The 16,926-nt window shown below is 69.5% G+C and carries 16 protein-coding genes and 1 pseudogene; 5 read left to right on the top strand and 12 right to left on the bottom strand.

What is annotated here, in order from left to right:
* The coding region (locus tag amrb99_RS06395) for an MFS transporter (protein ID WP_190853438.1) at positions 1–896 on the top strand (896 nt) is incomplete at its 5' end.
* Between the two features lie 64 nt (positions 897–960).
* Here amrb99_RS06395 and amrb99_RS06390 read toward each other — a convergent pair.
* The 10 genes from amrb99_RS06390 to amrb99_RS06345 all read right to left on the bottom strand — a co-directional run bounded on the left by amrb99_RS06390 (position 961) and on the right by amrb99_RS06345 (position 10,790).
* Positions 961–2,343 carry an NADH-quinone oxidoreductase subunit N gene (locus tag amrb99_RS06390; protein WP_190853487.1) on the bottom strand — a complete coding sequence of 461 codons (1,383 nt, stop codon included), beginning with the start codon at positions 2,341–2,343 and terminating at the stop codon, positions 961–963.
* Positions 2,343–3,842, bottom strand: a complete 1,500-nt coding sequence (locus tag amrb99_RS06385) for an NADH-quinone oxidoreductase subunit M (RefSeq protein WP_347256555.1) — start codon at positions 3,840–3,842, stop codon at positions 2,343–2,345. The genes amrb99_RS06390 and amrb99_RS06385 overlap by 1 nt, the downstream gene beginning before the upstream one ends.
* Positions 3,839–5,713, bottom strand: coding sequence for a proton-conducting transporter membrane subunit (locus amrb99_RS06380; protein ID WP_190853436.1), 1,875 nt, complete (start codon positions 5,711–5,713; stop codon positions 3,839–3,841). The genes amrb99_RS06385 and amrb99_RS06380 overlap by 4 nt, the downstream gene beginning before the upstream one ends.
* Positions 5,710–6,015 (bottom strand): NADH-quinone oxidoreductase subunit NuoK, encoded by a 306-nt coding sequence (gene nuoK, locus amrb99_RS06375; protein ID WP_190853434.1) that lies wholly within the window; start codon positions 6,013–6,015, stop codon positions 5,710–5,712. Before nuoK ends, amrb99_RS06380 begins: the two co-directional genes overlap by 4 nt.
* Positions 6,012–6,539 (bottom strand): NADH-quinone oxidoreductase subunit J, encoded by a 528-nt coding sequence (locus tag amrb99_RS06370; protein ID WP_190853432.1) that lies wholly within the window; start codon positions 6,537–6,539, stop codon positions 6,012–6,014. The genes nuoK and amrb99_RS06370 overlap by 4 nt, the downstream gene beginning before the upstream one ends.
* Before the next feature lie 10 nt (positions 6,540–6,549).
* Positions 6,550–7,416, bottom strand: a complete 867-nt coding sequence (locus tag amrb99_RS06365) for a complex I subunit 1 family protein (protein WP_241755282.1) — start codon at positions 7,414–7,416, stop codon at positions 6,550–6,552.
* A 28-nt stretch (positions 7,417–7,444) separates the two neighbouring features.
* A complete protein-coding gene (locus tag amrb99_RS06360; protein ID WP_190853428.1) occupies positions 7,445–9,109 on the bottom strand; it encodes a hypothetical protein in 1,665 nt (554 codons plus the stop codon).
* On the bottom strand, positions 9,100–9,447 hold the full coding sequence (locus tag amrb99_RS06355; protein WP_190853427.1) for an NADH-quinone oxidoreductase subunit A: 348 nt from the start codon (positions 9,445–9,447) through the stop codon (positions 9,100–9,102). Before amrb99_RS06355 ends, amrb99_RS06360 begins: the two co-directional genes overlap by 10 nt.
* Before the next feature lie 114 nt (positions 9,448–9,561).
* Positions 9,562–10,446 (bottom strand): M56 family metallopeptidase, encoded by an 885-nt coding sequence (locus amrb99_RS06350; RefSeq protein ID WP_190853425.1) that lies wholly within the window; start codon positions 10,444–10,446, stop codon positions 9,562–9,564.
* Positions 10,443–10,790, bottom strand: coding sequence for a BlaI/MecI/CopY family transcriptional regulator (locus tag amrb99_RS06345; protein ID WP_347256554.1), 348 nt, complete (start codon positions 10,788–10,790; stop codon positions 10,443–10,445). The genes amrb99_RS06350 and amrb99_RS06345 overlap by 4 nt, the downstream gene beginning before the upstream one ends.
* 125 nt (positions 10,791–10,915) lie before the next feature.
* On the opposite strand from amrb99_RS06345, the gene amrb99_RS06340 reads away from it, so the two are divergent.
* Together amrb99_RS06340 and amrb99_RS06335 are read left to right on the top strand one after the other, a co-directional pair.
* Positions 10,916–11,134: a hypothetical protein gene (locus amrb99_RS06340; protein ID WP_190853421.1), complete on the top strand. Its 219-nt coding sequence runs from the start codon at positions 10,916–10,918 to the stop codon at positions 11,132–11,134.
* A complete protein-coding gene (locus amrb99_RS06335) occupies positions 11,050–11,487 on the top strand; it encodes an NAD(P)/FAD-dependent oxidoreductase (protein ID WP_241755308.1) in 438 nt (145 codons plus the stop codon). The genes amrb99_RS06340 and amrb99_RS06335 overlap by 85 nt, the downstream gene beginning before the upstream one ends.
* Before the next feature lie 240 nt (positions 11,488–11,727).
* On the opposite strand, the gene amrb99_RS06330 is transcribed toward amrb99_RS06335, so the two are convergent.
* The gene (locus tag amrb99_RS06330; RefSeq protein WP_190853417.1) at positions 11,728–12,675 is read right to left on the bottom strand and encodes a LysR family transcriptional regulator; all 948 of its coding nucleotides are present in this window, start codon (positions 12,673–12,675) and stop codon (positions 11,728–11,730) included.
* Between the two features lie 468 nt (positions 12,676–13,143).
* Between amrb99_RS06330 and amrb99_RS06325 the strand changes: the two genes are divergently transcribed.
* On the top strand, positions 13,144–14,046 hold the full coding sequence (locus amrb99_RS06325; RefSeq protein ID WP_347256553.1) for an MFS transporter: 903 nt from the start codon (positions 13,144–13,146) through the stop codon (positions 14,044–14,046).
* Positions 14,006–15,153: pseudogene (locus amrb99_RS06320) on the top strand (ISL3 family transposase). Before amrb99_RS06325 ends, amrb99_RS06320 begins: the two are co-directional and overlap by 41 nt.
* Here amrb99_RS06320 and amrb99_RS06315 read toward each other — a convergent pair.
* Positions 15,131–15,652 (bottom strand): hypothetical protein, encoded by a 522-nt coding sequence (locus tag amrb99_RS06315; protein WP_190853415.1) that lies wholly within the window; start codon positions 15,650–15,652, stop codon positions 15,131–15,133. The pseudogene amrb99_RS06320 and the gene amrb99_RS06315 sit on opposite strands and share 23 nt — an antisense overlap.
* Between the last annotated feature and the right edge of the window lie 1,274 nt (positions 15,653–16,926).

Below are 16,926 nucleotides of genomic sequence, written 5' to 3'. Positions count from 1 at the left end.
CGCTGGCGACGGTCCCGGCCGTCCTGCCCGCGGTGCCCGGCCGCCGCGCCGGGCTCGACGTCGCCGGGGCCGCGGCGGTCACGGCCGGGCTCGGCCTCGCCGTGTACGCGATCGTCCAGGCTCCCGAGCGTGGCTGGGGTTCCACGTCGACCGTCCTGCAGCTCGGCGGCGCGGTCCTGCTGCTGGCGCTGTTCGTGGCGTGGCAGCGGATCGTGCGCGGCCCGCTGATGCCGCTGTCGGTGTGGCGCACTCCGAACCTGGCCGGGGCGAACGCGGCGATGGCGCTGCTGGGAGCCGCGTGGATCCCGATGTGGTACTTCCTGAACCTCTACCTGCAGCAGGTGCTCGGGTACGGGGCGTTCCCCAGCGGTGCGGCGCTGCTGCCGATGACCGCGCTGATGATGGTGCTGATGGTCGGCGTCACCGGGCGGCTCATCGCCCGGTTCGGGACCAAGCCGCTCATCGTCACCGGACTGGTCGTTCTCGCCGGAGGTCTGCTGGTGCTGTCCACCATCGACGCCAGCGGAGGGTTCCTCACCGACGTGCTGCCGGGCTCGCTGGTCTCCGCCGTCGGGATGTCGCTGGTGTTCATCCCCGCCACGATGGCCGCGATCGGCGGCGTCGCGCCGGAGCAGGGCGGGCTGGCGTCCGGGATCGTCAACACCACCTACCAGGTGGGGTCGGCGATCGGCCTCGCGGTGATGACCGCCATCGCCACCTCGCAGGGCGCCGGGAAGCTCGGTGATCTACCGAGCCTGACCGACGGTTTCCAGGCGGCCTTCATCGGCGCCGCGGTCGTCGCCCTGGCGGGCGCCGTTCTTGCCGTGGTCACGCTGCGGACTCCGGCCGCAGCGACCGGCGCGCAGGGGGACGTCAAGGAGGAGGTTCGAGCATGACCGGCTGTAGTGAGGCCGTGCCGTCCGGGTCTCGGTCCGGACGGCACGGCCATGTCCCGATGGGTCAGCCGATGCTGAGGGCGACGCCGCTGGCGATGCCGAGGGCGATGGAGCCGGCGGCCGTTGCGTAGGCCGTCCACTGGGCTGTGCGGTCGAGGTTCCCGCCGGTGTGAGGCTCGCGGGCGAAGGCCGGGACGATCCAGCGCAGGTAGTAGAAGACGCTGGCTACGGAGTTGACGGCGGCGACCGCGGCCAGCCATACGTAGTGGCCGTCCAACGCCGCGCCGAACATGAGCAGCTTGCCGACGAACACGGCGGTGGGCGGGGTGCCCACCAGGCCGAGGAGGCAGACGACCAGCGAGACTGCCAGCAGCCGGGAGCGTCGCGCGAGCCCCGCATATTCCCTGATGCCGTCGCGGCCAACGGCGATGACCACGGCGAACGCGCCGAGATTCGTGACCGCGTACGCGGCGAGATAGAACAGCACCGCGGGCTTGGCGAGGTCGGTGCGGCCGGCCACGGCGATGGGCAGGAGCAGGTATCCGGCCTGGCTGATGGTGGAGTAGGCGAGCAGCCGACGGACGTTGTCCTGGGCGAAGGCCGCGAGGTTCCCTAATGTCATCGTGATGGCGGCGATGACCGCGATGAGCAGCGGCCAGTCGTCCGTGCCGGCGGGAAGGGCCTCGACAGCGAAGCGGTAGAGCGCGGCGAACGCACCGATCTTCGGGACGGTCGTGACGAACGCGGCGACCACCGGTGGAGCGCCCTCGGTGACGTCCGGGACCCAGAAGTGCGCGGGCACCGCGCCGGCTTTGAACATGAGGCCGGCGAGGAGCAGGACGACGCCTGCCATGACCGCGCCGTCCGGGGCGGTCGCGAGTCCGGAGCGGAGCGTCTCGTAGGCGGTGCCGCGGCCGAGGCCGTACAGGAGCGTGACGCCGGCGAGCATGAGGATGCCCAGGAACGCGCCCATGAGGTAGTACTTCAGGCCCGCCTCCGTGCCGGGCGCGTCCTTGCCGAACCCTGCGAGTGCGTACCCGGGGATGCTGGCGAGGAGGTAGGCGGCCACCAGTACCAGCAGGTCGGACGCGGCTCCCAGCGCGACGGTGCCGAGCGCGGCCAGGAGGATGAGCACGTAGAACTCGCTCTCCCGGCGGTGGCCGCGCATCGGCCCGACGGCGAGCACGATGATCAGCAGCGTCGCCGCTAGGACGACGATGCGCGTCACGTGCGTGACCGGGTCGAGCATGAACGCGTCGAACGTCATCATGTCCGTGCGGCGCGAGGCGACGACGGCGGCCGCGATCCCCGCCGCCAAGCCCGCGATGGACAGGACGGCGACGATCCATTGGCGGGCGCGCGGCAGGAACGATCCGGCGAGGAGCCCGCCCACGGCCGCGCCGAGGACGAACAGCTCCGGCAGCAGGTCTGCCGGATTCTCGCGCATCATCGTGCCACCAGCGAGACGACGGTGGACGAGAACGGCTCGATCGCGTCTAGCAGGAACCGCGGTGCCACGCCGATGACGGCCGACAGCACCAGCAGCGGCGCTACGGCGCCGAACTCGCTGCGGCGCGCGTCGGTGACCAGCGAGGTGAGTTCGCCGGGCGGGCCGAGGACGGCGCGGTGGAGCAGCCGCAGGAACAGCGCCGCGGTGATGAGGATGCCGAGGACCGCCAGTGCGCCCACGACGACGAGGCCGGTGCCGCCGCTGCCGATGACGCCGGTGAAGATCTGGAACTCGGCGATGAAGCCGGACAGGCCGGGCAGCCCGAGCGAGGCGAACGCGCCGACGGCCACGAGGCCGGAGAAGACGGGGGCGCGGGCGGCGAGCCTGCCGAAGCGTCCCATGTCGTAGCTCTGCGCTCGGTCGTACAGGACGCCGGATAGCAGGAACAGCGCGCCGGTGATGAGGCCGTGGCTCACCATTTGGGTGACCGCGCCGGTCACCGCGAGGCGCCGAGCGGCTTGGTCGCCGAGGACGCCGGCGGCGCCGAGCGCCACGACGATGTACCCCATGTGGTTGACCGAGGTGTAGGCGATCAGCCGCTTGAGGTCCTCCTGTGCGTACGCGACCAGCGCCCCGTACAGCACGCTGATGAGCCCGAGAATGATGATCACCCAGGCGTACCGGCGCCAGGCGTCCGGCAGCATCGGCATCGCGATGCGGACGAGGCCGTAGGTGCCCATCTTCAGCAGGATCCCGGCCAGGATGGCTGACCCGGCCGCGGGCGCGTCGGTGTGCGCGGGCGGCAGCCAGGTGTGGAACGGGAAGACCGGCGTCTTGATCGCCAGGCCGATGCCGATGGCCAGCAGGACCAGTCCTGCGAGCCCCGGCGAGCCGGCGAGCGCCGGGGTGCGGGTCAGCTCGACCATGTCGAAGGTGTGCGGGTCCGCGCCCAGGTAGAGCCCGATGAAGCCCAGCAGCAGGACGAGCGAGCCGAGGAAGGTGTAGAGGAAGAACTTCAGCGCCGACCGCATCCTGTCGCCGTGTCCCCAGCCGGCGATGACGAAGTACATGCCGACGATGGACAGGTCGAAGAAGACGAAGAAGAGCAGCAGGTCCAGCGCCGCGAACAGGCCCAGCGACACCGTCTGCAGGAACAGGAACAGCGCCGCGAACGCCCGCGTCTGCTGCGTCTGGCGCAGCGAGTAGACCGCGCACGCCAGGAACAGCAGCGAGGTCAGCGCCAGCAGCGGCAGCGACAGGCCGTCGACGCCGATGTGGTAGCCGGCCCGCACGGACGGGATCCAGCGCGCGTTCTCCTCATAGGAGATGCCGTCGCGGTTCCCGCGCCCGGCCCACATGGCGACGACTAGCGCGAAGTCCACGGCGGCCGCGATGGTCCAGGTCCAGGTCACAGCGCGGTCGCCGAGCCGGGGAACGGCGTAGAGCCCTGCGGCGACGGCGAGGGGAAGGAAGATCACCAGGGAGAGCACGTTCACCTGACTACGAGGACGATGATGATGAGGACGGCGAACAGGACCGCGGCCTGCGCGTAGTAGGTGTGCACCTGCCCGGTCTGCGGGCGGCGCGCGAGCGCGGCGAGGTAGCGGGTGCCGCGGCCGACCAGGGTGACGAGCCCGTCCACCCGGATCTCGAATCGGCGCCCGGCGAGGGCGGCGGCGAGGCGCCCGGTCGCCGCGACGGCTCGGACACCGCCGTCGATGACGCGGTCGTCGAACCGGGCGAGGACGGTGGCCAGCGCGAACACCGGCCGCGCGATGAGCAGTTCGGCCATCTGTTCGAGGTGGAGCCAGTGCAGGGCCGGGGCGGTCCACGCGGCCCGGAGGCTCGCCTCGCGGCGCATGAGGGCCCAGGTCAGCACGGCGACGAGTACGGCGAGCGAGCCGGAGGCGGCGAGTTCGGCGGCACTCGGTGACGGCTCTCCGCCGTTGCCGAGGAGGCGTCGCCACGAATCGTCAAGCGGCGGCAGCGCGAGGACGCCGAGGACAAGCGAACCAGCGGCAAGTACAGGTAGTGGCAGCCGTTCCAGCTGGCTGACATGCCGAGCACCGGTTTGTTCGGTGTCCTGACGCGTTGCCGAGTCCATCGGACGGCACACCGCGACGAGCGCGCGCGCCGCGTAGGCTGCAGACAGCAGACCTGCCGCGAGGCCGACCGCGTAAAGCGCGGGGGAGTCCTCCAGCGCGGCACCCAGGACGGCGTCCTTGGTGGCCCACAGCGACAACGGCGGCACCCCGGCAAGGGCCAGCATCCCGATGGCGAAGGTGATGCCGACCAGCCGGTACCGGCGCGCCGCGCCGTGGAGTTCGCGCAGGTCCTTGGTGCCGAGGGCGGTCAGCCACGCACCCGCACCGAGGAACAGCAGGCTCTTCACCGCGGCGTGCGCCACGAGCTGAGCGGCGCCGCCCGAGACCGTCCCGGCTCCGGCTGCGAGCACCATGAACCCGATCTGCGCGCACGTCGATGCCGCGAGCAGCTGCTTCAGGTCGCGTTGGGCGACGGCGACCGCGCCGAGGAGCAGTGCGGTCAGCGCACCCATCCACGCGACCAGCGTCGCCGCCCAGCCCGTCGCGTCCAGCAGCGGTTGCAGGCGAAGCAGCAGGTAGGCGCCGGCGGCGACCATGGTGGCCGAGTGCAACAGCGCCGACACCGGGCTCGGACCTGCCATCGCCCGCGACAGCCAGAACGAGAACGGCAGTTGCGCCGACTTGCCCAGCGCGGCTATGACGACGCCGGCGGCGATGAAGTGCGGCCAACGCCCGCCCGCGCCGGCCAGGCCGTCGAGGTTCAGCGAGCCTGTGCCGATGAGGGCCGCCCCGGCGGCGAAGTAGAGCCCGAGGTCGCCCGCGCGGGTGGTGATGAAAGAAACGTCCGCGGAACCGACGCGTTCGGGGTCGCGCCACCAGAAACCGATGAGCGCGTACGACATCGCGCCCATGACCTCCCAGCCCATCAGCAGGACGGCCAGGTCGGTCGCGGTGACCGTGACCAGCATGGCGCCGGTGAACAGCAGCATCAGCCCGAAGAAGCGCGCCCGCGACTCGGCCGCGCCGAACTCCCCGGCGGAGAACACCAGCACGGCGAGACTCACCGTCGAGACCGTGACGACGAGGGCCGCGGAAAGGCCGTCCACCGCCATGCCCGCGGGCAGCCGATCGAACAACGGGAAACGCACTTCGGGACGTGTGACGGCCGCCGCGATTGCGACGCCCAGCGTTGCGACGGCGGCCGTTACCGCTGCGACCGGCGCGAACCGGTCCAGGCGGCGTCCGACGGTGAACCGACCCGCGAGCAGCAGCGCGCCGGTGACGATGGGGATGGCAGGCAGGAGCCAGGCGAGGACGCTCATCCCTTCAGGTCCCCGGCCTCATCGGTCATGTCGGCGTCACGGGCCCGGAACAGGGCCGTGACCACCGCGAATCCCATCGCCATCTCCAACGCCATCACGGTCACGGCGACGAGCAGCAGCACCTGCCCGTCCGCCGTCCCGGGAGCGATGTAGAACCAGAACGCGCCGCCCGCGACCAGCAGCCCGTTGATCATGAGTTCGAGGCCCATCATCAGCATGACGATCGACTGCTGAGAGAGCGCCCCGTACAGGCCGACCGAGAACAGGGCGGCGGCGAGCAGCAGGAAGACCTCGAGATTCACTTCGCACCGTCCTTGCGCTCGGACGGCCGGTCGTAGCGTCCCCGGTCGGTGGCCAGCACCACCGAGGCGATCATCGTGGCGAGGATGGCGATGCCGATCACCATCATCACCAGCATCTTCGGCCCCATGATCGCCTGGCCAACGGAGAAGGTCGGGTCACGCGGGACCGTCCCCTGCCGCTTCGGCCACGGCGTGAGGAAGATCCCGACCGCCATCGAGGCGAAGACGACGGCGGAGATGGCGATCGCTCCGCGGTTGTTGTGCACCATCGTCATCGGCATGAGGCCGCCCGGGTTCATCATGTACATGATCATGAAGACGGCCATCACCAGCATCTCCATGATCATCATGAGGATCACCAGGACGCCCAGGTACTTCAGGTCGAGCAGCAGCAGCTCCACCCCGACGCACAGGAACGAGGCCAGCAGCGCGAACGTCGCCCGCGCCATCGAGTCGACGACGAACACGGCCACGCCGAAACCGACGGCCGCGACCGCCAGGACCCAGAACGCAACGGTCTGCATCTCACCTCCCTCAGTCGATGACGACGATTCCGACGACCAGCGCCTGCAGCAGCGTCGCGGGGATCATGACCATCCAGGCCGGCTCCATGAACCGGTCCATCCGGATCATCGGGAACCGCCCCCGGACCCACACCAGCAGGGCCAGCACCGCGTACGTCTTGACCAGCGACCACGCCCAGCCCGGCAGCCACGGCCCGCCGTCCCCGCCGAGGAACAGCGGCACCGCTGCCGCCGCCGCGACGGTCAGCATGGCGGACCGTCCGGCGAAGAACATCAGCCTGTCCGGCCCCGACAGCTCGGCCACGACCCCGCCGGCCAGATCGTCCGCCAGCGGATGCTCCATCGGGCCCCAGAACGTCATCGCGAGCGCCGACAGCAGGTAGACGGCGAACGCGACCGGCATCCACACGCCGAACCACAGCCCGTCCTGCGCGCCCGCGACCTCGCGGAAGTCCAGCGACCCGGCGCCGAGCGCGGCCGTGATGAGGGCGAACATGTGCGGCAGCTCGTACGCCAGCCCCTGCGCCACGAACCGGTAGCCGCCGACCAGCGGGAACGCCGAGTTGACGCCCCAACCTGCCAGCCAGAGCGAAGCCCAGGCGACGACCTCCATCGCGTTGAACCACACCACCCCGACCGGCAGGTCCCACACCGCGCGGTCGCCGAGCGGGATCACCATCGCCGCCAGCAATGCCGCGGTCGGAAGGCTGAGCACGCCGATCCGCACCAGCAGAACGTCGGGCGCGTGCGTCCTGCGTCGCTGCTGGACGAGTAGCCGGGCGCCTTCCCGCAACGGGGCGACCAGCCCGCCGCCGGTACGGAACACGGCGTCCATCGCGGCGGCCGAGTAGGTCAGGACCGCCAGAACGAACGGCAACGCCGCAACCCCCCAGACGGGTGCCGTCTCACTCATCGGCGACCCCCGCCGGCATGGCGAGCTGTTCCAGATCCGGATCCAGACTCGCGACCGTCAAGCGCGCCGCCGCCAACTCGGCTCCGGCCAGCAACTCGGGGAGCGCGGCCAGGACGGCCTCGGCCGCCCGCCCTCTCGCCGGAACGCTCGTCCCATCGAGGTACGCGGATTCGTCCATCTGCACGATCGCCTCGCCGATCTCGTCCAGCCAACCCGCCAGCCGGGCCGATGCGTCCCCGACCTGCCCCGCCTCCAGACCGTGACGATCGGCCACCGCCTGGTCGACCTCGCCGACGCCCTTGAGCATCCAACGCAGGATCCTTGCCTTGCGGGCGCGGCTCGCGAACTTGGTGAACCGCGGGGCCGCTTCGGAAGTGGACTTACCTGCGAGCACCTGGTCGCGCAGCGCGCGGGCCTGGTCCGCACCGCTCTCCCAGCCCGCCACGGACAGGAGCCGACTCACGCTGTCGAGCCGGTGAGCCGCCCGGCGCCGTTCCGCTTCTCCCACGGTCACCTGCTCGCCAGCGGCGGCGCGCCGCCGTGGTTCGTCCCAGAACGGCGAGACCTCGTCGGCGCCGCCGGCCACCGCGACCTGCGCGGCCTGGACGACATCGCCCTGCACGGCCAGCCGGAGCACGAGACCGGCTGGCCAATCCTTGAGGGCCGGGCCAAGGGGGATGTGGAGCACGTCCAGTTTCAGGCCGTCCCGGTCGTCCATCCGATCCGCCATGGCCAGCCCCATCGGCGCGCCCATGTGATGGTCATGACCCCCGTGCCCGCCCCCATGACCGCTGTGCCCGGCGTGTCCGCCACCGTGCCCGCCATGCCCGCCGCCGTGGCCTGCATGTCCGCCGCCGTGGTTCAGGTGTTCGCCGTGGTCTTCGTCGCCCGACTCCTCCAACGGCGGCCCCTCAGAATGGCCAGTGTGTTGCACGTGGCCGTGTCCCGTGTGCTCGTCGTGAGCCGCTGCCTTCTCGTGCTTCGACGAGGAGGCGCTGCTGTGGCCGCTGTGCTCGGACCCGTCGTGTGATTGACCGTGCATGGCCCCATGGCCTGCATGGCCACCGCCGTGGTTCATGGGCTCGTCTTCGTCGGCAGCTGCGGCGGACAGGCCTTCGCCCTGGCCTGAGTGCTGGGAGTGCTCGGCGTGGTCATGGTCCATGTCGTGACCTTCGCCGCCGTGCCCCATGGAACCGTGGTCATCCGAGCCGCTCGACGGCATGTGCCCGTGCTGGTGCCCACCGGACATGTGCTCGCCATGCTCGGCCATCTCGTCGCCGCCGCTCGGCGACCAAGGGCCTTGCGCCCGCCGTTCCTCGGCGTCCGCCGACTGCACTGCCACGTCCGCGAGTTCCGCGGTGGCCCGGTCGAGCTCAGCCGTCACCTCCGCGTCCGACGCGGTCCCGTCCAGCCGGACACGGGACCTCGGTCCCGGCATCTCGTTCCAGACCACGTTCACGGCGTCCGCCAGTTCCGGGCCCGGCCGTCCGCAGACGACGAGGATCGCGGCCGCCGCGGGCGATGCGGCGATCCGTCCGCCCCTGCGCCGGAGTTCGGCCTCGATAAGCAGCCGTGCGCGCGCTCCGCCGGGTGAGGTGATCAGGAAGACGGGCGGCCGTGCGGTGGCGAAGCGGAGGAGACGTGCTCTCAGGCCCATCGGAAGGCCCCTTCACGCCACACGTACAGCACCCCGGCCATGAGGAGGCCGAGGAATGCGAACATCTCGACCACGGCCTTCGCGCCCACCGAGGCGACGACCAGCGCCCACGGATACATGAACACCATCTCCATGTCGAAGGCCAGGAAGACCATCGTCACCACGTACCAGCGCACGTGATACCGCGACAAAGCGTGCTCCCGGGGGCGTCCGCCGGATAGGAACGGTCCACTACAGATGGAGCCCGCCGGTGCGAAGGCGAACGAGAGGGCATAGACCGCCACGATCACGGCCGCCAGCAAGCCCAGCAAGGCGAGCACCGCCACGTACGGCTGCATCCCGACGCCCCCGTTATGATCTCCTACACTTAGTAGGAGATCATGCCTCACCTCGGCGTTGTTGGCGAACAGGGCGGTGCAGGACGCTCCGGAGAACCGGATGAACCAGCACCGCTACTTGCAGCCGGGCATCGAGTGAGCGATGACGAACGCCGACCAGCCGCACGCGGTGACGAAGGCCAGCGCGACAGCGGCGGCAGCCGCCCGCGCCTTCCGGCCGGCTTTCGGCATCGGGGGTTCCATGCCGGTCTCGAGCTGGACTATGCGCACCGCGAGCAGCTCGTCGCTGGCCATGGCCGCCGCGGGCACCGATCGGACCCACGCTGGTCCCTCGGACACCTTGAGCAGCGAGCCGGCGAGAGCCGCCGTACCCCGGTGGGCGACGGCGCTCCGATCAGCGGCGAGCTCGCGTCCCATGGTGAAGCGCTGCCGCAACCATGCCATCCCTGGCAGGTAGAAGTGCCGAGCGGGGATCACACGGGCGAACAGGTTCTTGAGCGGGTCGTGGTTGCGGACATGGGCGTGCTCATGGACGAGAACGGCGTCGAGTTCGTCCTCGCTCAAGGCCTCGAGCAGCCCGGTGCTGACCAGGACCCGCGGACGGTGAAGGCCATAGGTGAGCGCGAACGGGCGCGAAGCGGCGACCACGCGGATCCGTGCGCCGATGCCGGTCCGATCGGCCGCGGCCTGCAACTCGGCAGGCGCCGGGATTCGACGGCGACGCACCGTCCGGACGAAGCGCGAGGTGTGCCGCAACGACCGTCCCAGCGACCACGCCCCCTTCGCCATGCCGATCCCCGTAATGACGAGGACCAGCACACCCGGTAGGAGGTCGAGACGGGACGTCCACAAGGCGGCGATCCCACCGTCCCGCACCGCGGCCATGACGACCATGGCCAGGCAGCAGACACCGTGGAAAGCGGCAGTACGAAGCGCCGACGAGGCACCGACCAGCGTCCAGAACGCCCGATTGCCGGTTTCGGCGACGCGGCGCGTCATGAATCCTTCTCCAATAGCGCCTGCAGTCGCTTTCGCAGATCCGGGTCGGTGGCGGCCTGGTCGAGGAAGTGGCTGACCGCCGCGTCACCGTAGGTGCGCAGAACGCCTTGAACGGCTAGCGCCGCCTCGTCTTCAGCGGCCGGGGCGTAGGTGTGCCCGCGTCCTTGTGCCTTCCGGACCAGCGCGCCCTTCTCTGCCAGCCGGCTCATGACCGTCAGGACCGTCGTGTAGGCGAGCGGCGGGGTCCGATCCGCGTTGAGGAGATCCAGGGTCTCCCGGACGGTCAAGGGTCTCCGTGCCGTCCAGAAGACCTCCATGATCTGGGACTCGAGACTTCCGAGCACCGCCGGGGCCCTCCGTTCGATCTACTACGCATCCGTCGTATCTGACGATACCGCAGAACGCATCATCTACTATGTCGGCATAGTATCAACTACGTATCCGTAGTTGACGGGGATGGAGGAAGGCGATGCGCGACGCGATCATCATCGGCGGCGGCCCGGCCGGGACGAACGCGGCGCTCATGCTGGGCAGCGTCCGCCGGGACGTACTCCTCATCGACGCCGGCCATCCCGGAACGACGCGTCCGGCGCGGCCCACGGGCTGCTCTCCAGAGGCGGCGCCGGCCCCGCCGAACTCCGCCGTATCACTCGTGCCGAACTGGCCGCTTGCCCGAGCGTCCGGCTGAGCGATGCCGTCGTCGTCGACGCCTGGGCCACCGACAAAGGATTCGAGGTGGACCTCGCCGACGGATCGTCCACCTCTGCACGATGGCTGTCGCTCGCCACAGGAGTCATCGACGAGCTCCCGCCGATACCCGGCCTGGCCGAGCTCGGGGGTAAGAGCGTCTTCCACTGCCCGTACTGCCACGGTTGGGAGATGCGCGATCAACCCGTCGCGGTAATCGGCGGCGATGACGAGGCCACTAACCTCGCCATCATGCTGGCCCGGCCGGGTTGCACCGTCACCATCTGCTCGAACGGCGAACCGACCGCCGCCGACCAGGTCTGGGACAGGCTGCGGGCTGCAGCAGCGGGGTAGCCGGGAAGTGATCAGATAGCACGTGAAGCCATCTTCAGGGTTCGATGTTCAGTGAGGTCAGCACCATTCGTGAACGGCCTGGTGTGCCGAACGGCGCCTGGCCCCCTTGGCAGTACGGCCTGCGCATGTGGAGATGTACGTGCGGTGGCTGCAATAGGGCTCATCACAGATGAGGGTGGGCCGGGAACTTTGACAGAGCGACGGCGTCGCAGTCGCTAGCCAAATATGCAGCAGCCCGAACTAGTGATCGTCGCGCGCCCAGGACGGGCGCCACCTGTCGCTGCCTTGTCGGCCAGCGAAGTCGGCTTCCAGGTAGGTGAGCAGCTCGGCCAGATCGGGCTTCCGGTTGTCAGTGCGCCAGATGACCCAGAGTGGGAAGACTGGCGTGGGGTCGACGATCGGGATGCGTCGAAGGTTGTAATGGGCGGGCCAGAGATAGCGGGAGCGTTCGCCGATGAGGTTCGCGAGTGCCGCCGACTCGGCGATCTCGGTCAGCAGGACCTCGGCTCCGAAAGCGGGGCCGAGGACATCGATGGTGAGCCCGAAGGTGGCGGCGAGTTCGTCGTAGTAGGCCGCGACTTCGTCCCCGCTGGGCAGGCCCGGCATCCATATCGGGTGGTCGGCGAGCTGGCTCGGAGTCACTGATGGTGCGTCGGCAAGCGGGTGCTTCGGGCCGACCAGCAGCTCGTGGCGGTCCTCGATGACCAGGGCGCTGGAGAGCCCCGTGCCTGCGAGCTGCTTCTTCGGGTCGGTGAGGCCGCGGAAGGTGGCATCGACGGTGCCGCTCGCGACGGCGGCCGGCGCTGCCCCGAGGTTGAGATCCGGGAGCGCGACGACGTCGAGGGCAAGGTCACCGTGTTGCTGGTAGAAGGCGTGCAGCAGAGTCGCCGGCGCGGTTCGCCGGTTCCGCACGTCGACCCGGAGGGCGCGGCGCCCCGGCACCACCGACGCGAGGGCGCGATCCTCGGCCTGGAGCAGCCCGCGGGCGTGCGGCAGGAACGCCTGGCCGTCGACCGTCAATGTGGCGCCGCGAGGCCCGCGAGCGAAGAGAACCACGCCGAGTTCGCGCTCGAGCGCGCCAATGCGCTTCGAGACCGCCTGCTGCGTGATGCCAAGCTCATCAGCCGCGCCCTGGAATTGTCCTTCCGAAGAGACCTTGAGGAAGGTTCGTACAGCGTTGAGATCCACGGGACCACGGTACTGACACAACGCACCGTTGTGGCGCGCCGCCAGATCGGTTGTTACCACCCACCTCTCAGCCCGAGATTGCATGGGCGAGCAGAACTAAGGGTTGTGGACGCACTTGGTGGAGGAACGACGTGGCACGCAGGAAGCTCGGCCGGCAGTTCGGATGGCTGTGGGCCGCATACGCCGTCAGCGCGTACGGTTCCGGTCTCGGGTTCGGCGCCTTCGGCCTGATCGTGATCAGCGTCCTGCGCTCCAGCCCTGCCAGCGTCTCCTTGCTCTCGTCGGCGAGCCTGATCGTGGGCGCCCTCGTTGCTATTCCGACCGGCCCGTGGATCGAGACTGGCCGCAAGTGGCCCGTCATGATCGCCATGGACCTGCTGCGGTTTGTGGCGATGGCCACCATCCCAGTGGCCTACTGGCTCGGCTGGCTGACCTACGTGCAGCTCTTGCTCGTTGCGATCGTGGTTGGTGGCCAACAGCCGCTTCGAGTCCACGACGTGGATCTCGATCGCGATCGGCCCGCCTCTGGGCGGCGCTGCGATCGGGCTGTTCGGCTACACCATCACCGTCCTGGCAGACGGCCTGAGCTACCTGCTCTCAGCCCTCGGCGTCACCGCCATCGGCGGACAGGAGTCTGCCCCTTCGAGGGACGCCTCCAAGAAGGTCACGTTGAGAGATCTGCCGGATAGTTGGCGTTACCTGCTCAGCCACCCGCAACTGCGGCCGCTGTTCCTCAATCGCCTGGTTTTGGGCGGACTTTTCATGGCGACCGAGCCGCTGCTTTCCGTGCTCATGCTGCGCGACCTTCACTTCGTGCCATGGCAATACGGACTCGCCTTCGCCGTACCCTGCGTCGGCGGATTCGCCGGCTCTCGCCTCGCTGGCCCAACGGTCGCGAAGTACGGCGAGCACAAGGTGATGTGGCTCGCCGCTATCGGGGCGGTCCTGTGGCCGATCTGGCTGGCGTTCGCCCCCGCCGGCATCACCGGACTGCTGCTGGTCATGGCCATCGAGTTCGGCGTCATCATCGCGATGAGCCTGTTCAACCCCGTGGTCGCCACCTTCCGGCTCAAGCACATCGAACACGAGCGACTCTCACGCACGCTGTCGGCCTGGCAGATCAGCAGTAGCCTCGCCACCGCCTTCCTCACTCTCATGTGGGGCGTCCTGGCAACGTTGACGTCGACGAGGATCGCGATCGGGCTTGCCGGCCTTCTGCAGCTTGCCACGCCGCTGCTCTTGCTCCGGCTACGACTTCGCGCGACAACGCCCCTGCGCGCACCGGGGCTCCTGGCGAGCTCCAAACGGGGCAGCTCATCACTGAGGAGACGTGACCGGCCGACATACGGCGGCGGGTTTCGCGTGCGCTGACCTGACCACGTTCTGCAGACTCCACGAGCTCGGCCTCGAAGCCATAGGGCAGCGTCTCGACGGAGACCGCGCGGTGATCGAGTGCCGGGTCGTCAAGTCCGATAAGTGGTGCCGTCGCTGCGGCTGCGAGGGCACACCGGGAGACTCGGTGGTGCGCCGACTCGCGCACGAGCCGCTCGGATGGCGACCGACGACGCTGGAGGTAGTGGTGCGGCGCTACCGGTGCGCCGAGTGCGGTCACGTGTGGCGCCAGGACACCACGGCAGCGGCCGAGCCGCGGGCGAAGTTGTCGCGCCGCGGGTTGCGGTGGGCGCTGGAAGCGATCGTGGTCGAGCACCTGACAGTAGCCCGGGTGGCCGCAGGGTTCGTTGATCATTGATTTCACCGGGATCCGTGACGGCGCCGGACCCGCGCGGCCGCTGGACATGGTCGAAGGCCGCTCCAAACAGGCATTCAGGACCTGGCTTGCCCATCGTCCCGACGCGTGGCGCGGCGCCGTGGAGGTCGTCGCGATGGACGGATTCACCGGCTTCAAGACCGCCGCCACCGAAGAGCTTCCCGAGGCGGTCGCGGTAATGGACCCCTTTCATCGTCCGCCTGGCCGGCGACGCACTCGACCGCTGCCGCCGCCGCGTCCAGCTCGCTATTCACGGCCGCCGCGGAATGAAGCCCGACCCGCTCTACAAGTCGCGGCGCACTCTGCACACCGGTGCCGAGCTGCTCACCGACAGGCAGCAGGATCGACTCGCCGCGCTGTTCGCTGATGAAGCCCACGTCGAGGTCGAGGCGACCTGGAGCATCTACCAGCGGATGATCGCCGCCTACCGCGAGCCCGACCGGGCCACCGGCCGCGAACTGATGGTCAAACTCATTGAGTCGATCACCATCGGCGTGCCGCAGTCGCTCACCGAGATCGTTACCCTCGGCCGGACGTTGAAGAAGCGCCTCGCCGACGTGCTGGCCTACTTTGACCGACCAGGATCGAGTAACGGCCCGACGGAGGCGATCAACGGCCGCCTTGAGCACCTCCGCGGCTCCGCGCTCGGCTTCCGCAATCTCAGCAATTACATCGCCAGGAGTCTGCTCAAGGCTGGCGGGCGCCAGTGACGCCGTTGACCCAACTCTCGCTGACCGGGCTGGGCTTCCAATCAGGGTCTCCGAGAAGGACAGCGGCGATGGCACCGGCCTGGAAGGTAACGCTTCCAGCAGAGGAGGGGATCCGCCATTCACGTTCCCAGCTGAAATCCATGAGGCCGCGCGCACCGTCGACGCGGATGGGGTTGCCCCACACCTTCGTCTCGGGATCCCAGGTGTCATGGACGCTCTCGGGCGGGTAGGCGATCCCACCGCCGTCGGCAGCGATGACGTCGGCCCGCTTAAGCAGCACGCCCCAGGGCTCCCCCAGGGAAGCAGACGGCTGGCATCCCGTCGGCACGGAACGGCGGGAAGGACATGAGGTCTGGCTGTGCAGGATCGAGTTCAGGCGCTGCTGGGGGGTCATCTGCTTGATGGCGTCGGGCACGGTCGGGGTGAACTGCGAGCCCTTCCTTCGGCCGCAGAAGCGAACGAGCAGGTCGCTCTGCCCGGGGCTGGTCGGCGCGAGCACGGAAGGGAGGGGGCGATCAGTTCCGTCGTGTCGTCAATGATCGGGCACCGAGACTGTGGGCGGTGCACGGACACTCCAGGGGGCCGCTCTACAGTGGATCCGGATTCAGGAACAGCGGCGTCCCCAAACGCACTCTCATGGTTGGCATGCTCTGGCGCAGAGCCGCACCGTTCCAAAGCCCAGGGCGCTGCGCGGATCGTGACACGGCTCGCCTGTTAGGGCGGCCGGGTGGCTTCGGGAGTATGCGGCGCGATCTGGTGACAACGGATTCGCCGCACCGCAGGTACCTGCCTGGCCACCGTCGGCGCTGGCGGGCAGGCCGGCACGCCAGCGCCGCGGTGTCGCCCGTGCCCCCGCCCCGTCGAGTACCGACGAGAAGGCGGCGGTGGCGCGGAACACAGCTCGGGTTGCCCGACATACACACCTACAACCACCACCGCGGCCACAGCGCACTGGACGACCAACCACCCATCACCCGCGTCAACGACCCCGCGGGATACAACAGCTAGCGGGTGCACCGGCACGCGGCCGGCGCGCCGCACCGTCCACCTCCTATCCCGTCGGAAAGCGGGGAGGAGGCTGGGACGGATCAGAACAAGCCGCCGTGGGGACGGCTGGTCGCCCTGCTGGAGGCGGTGGCCCGGCCGGCGAAGTGCAGGACGCTCGCGCGGCGGGATGTCCACCAATACCCATGTGACCGCCGACGGCCGCTGCCGGTCCTGTCCTTCCTGGCCACCCCGGTCAGCGCGGCGACAGCCCGCAGTTCATTCCCGTCCTGGACGCCATCAGCGTCGCACGGATCGGGCCCGGCCGGCCACGCAGCTGTCCCGACCACGTGCCTGCCGACAGCGTCTACTCCTCACGCGCCAACCGGGCCTATCCGCGGCGCCGGGGGATCGGGCACACCATTCCCGTGCCGGCCGTCCAGCGGCAGCAGCGTCGCAATCGGGGGCGCCGTGGTGAACGCCCGCCCGGCTTCAATGCCGAGCGCTACAAACAGCGCAACACCGTCGAACGCGCCATCAACCGTCTCAAGCAGTTCCGGGCCGTCGCGCGACCCGCTCCGACAAGTGCGGTTACCTGTTCACGGGCACCATTACCGTCGCCGCCCTGCTCATCTGGCCAGGCATCTGATTCAAGAAACAGGTCCTAGCCGTAGTCACCTCTGCACTCCAACGAGTAGGCCGCCAGTGGGTGGCCGGTCCGGTGCTGGTGAGTGGTCAGTGTGGAAGGCCGGTGTGCGGTCAGGGGTGCGGGCCGGTGGCCAGGAATAA

Origin of the sequence: Actinomadura sp. RB99 (genome assembly GCF_014706005.1) — a bacterium.
GTDB lineage: Bacteria > Actinomycetota > Actinomycetes > Streptosporangiales > Streptosporangiaceae > Spirillospora.
The sequence above is the reverse complement of the archived record's forward strand: the minus strand, read 5'-3'. Positions and strand labels throughout refer to the sequence as shown.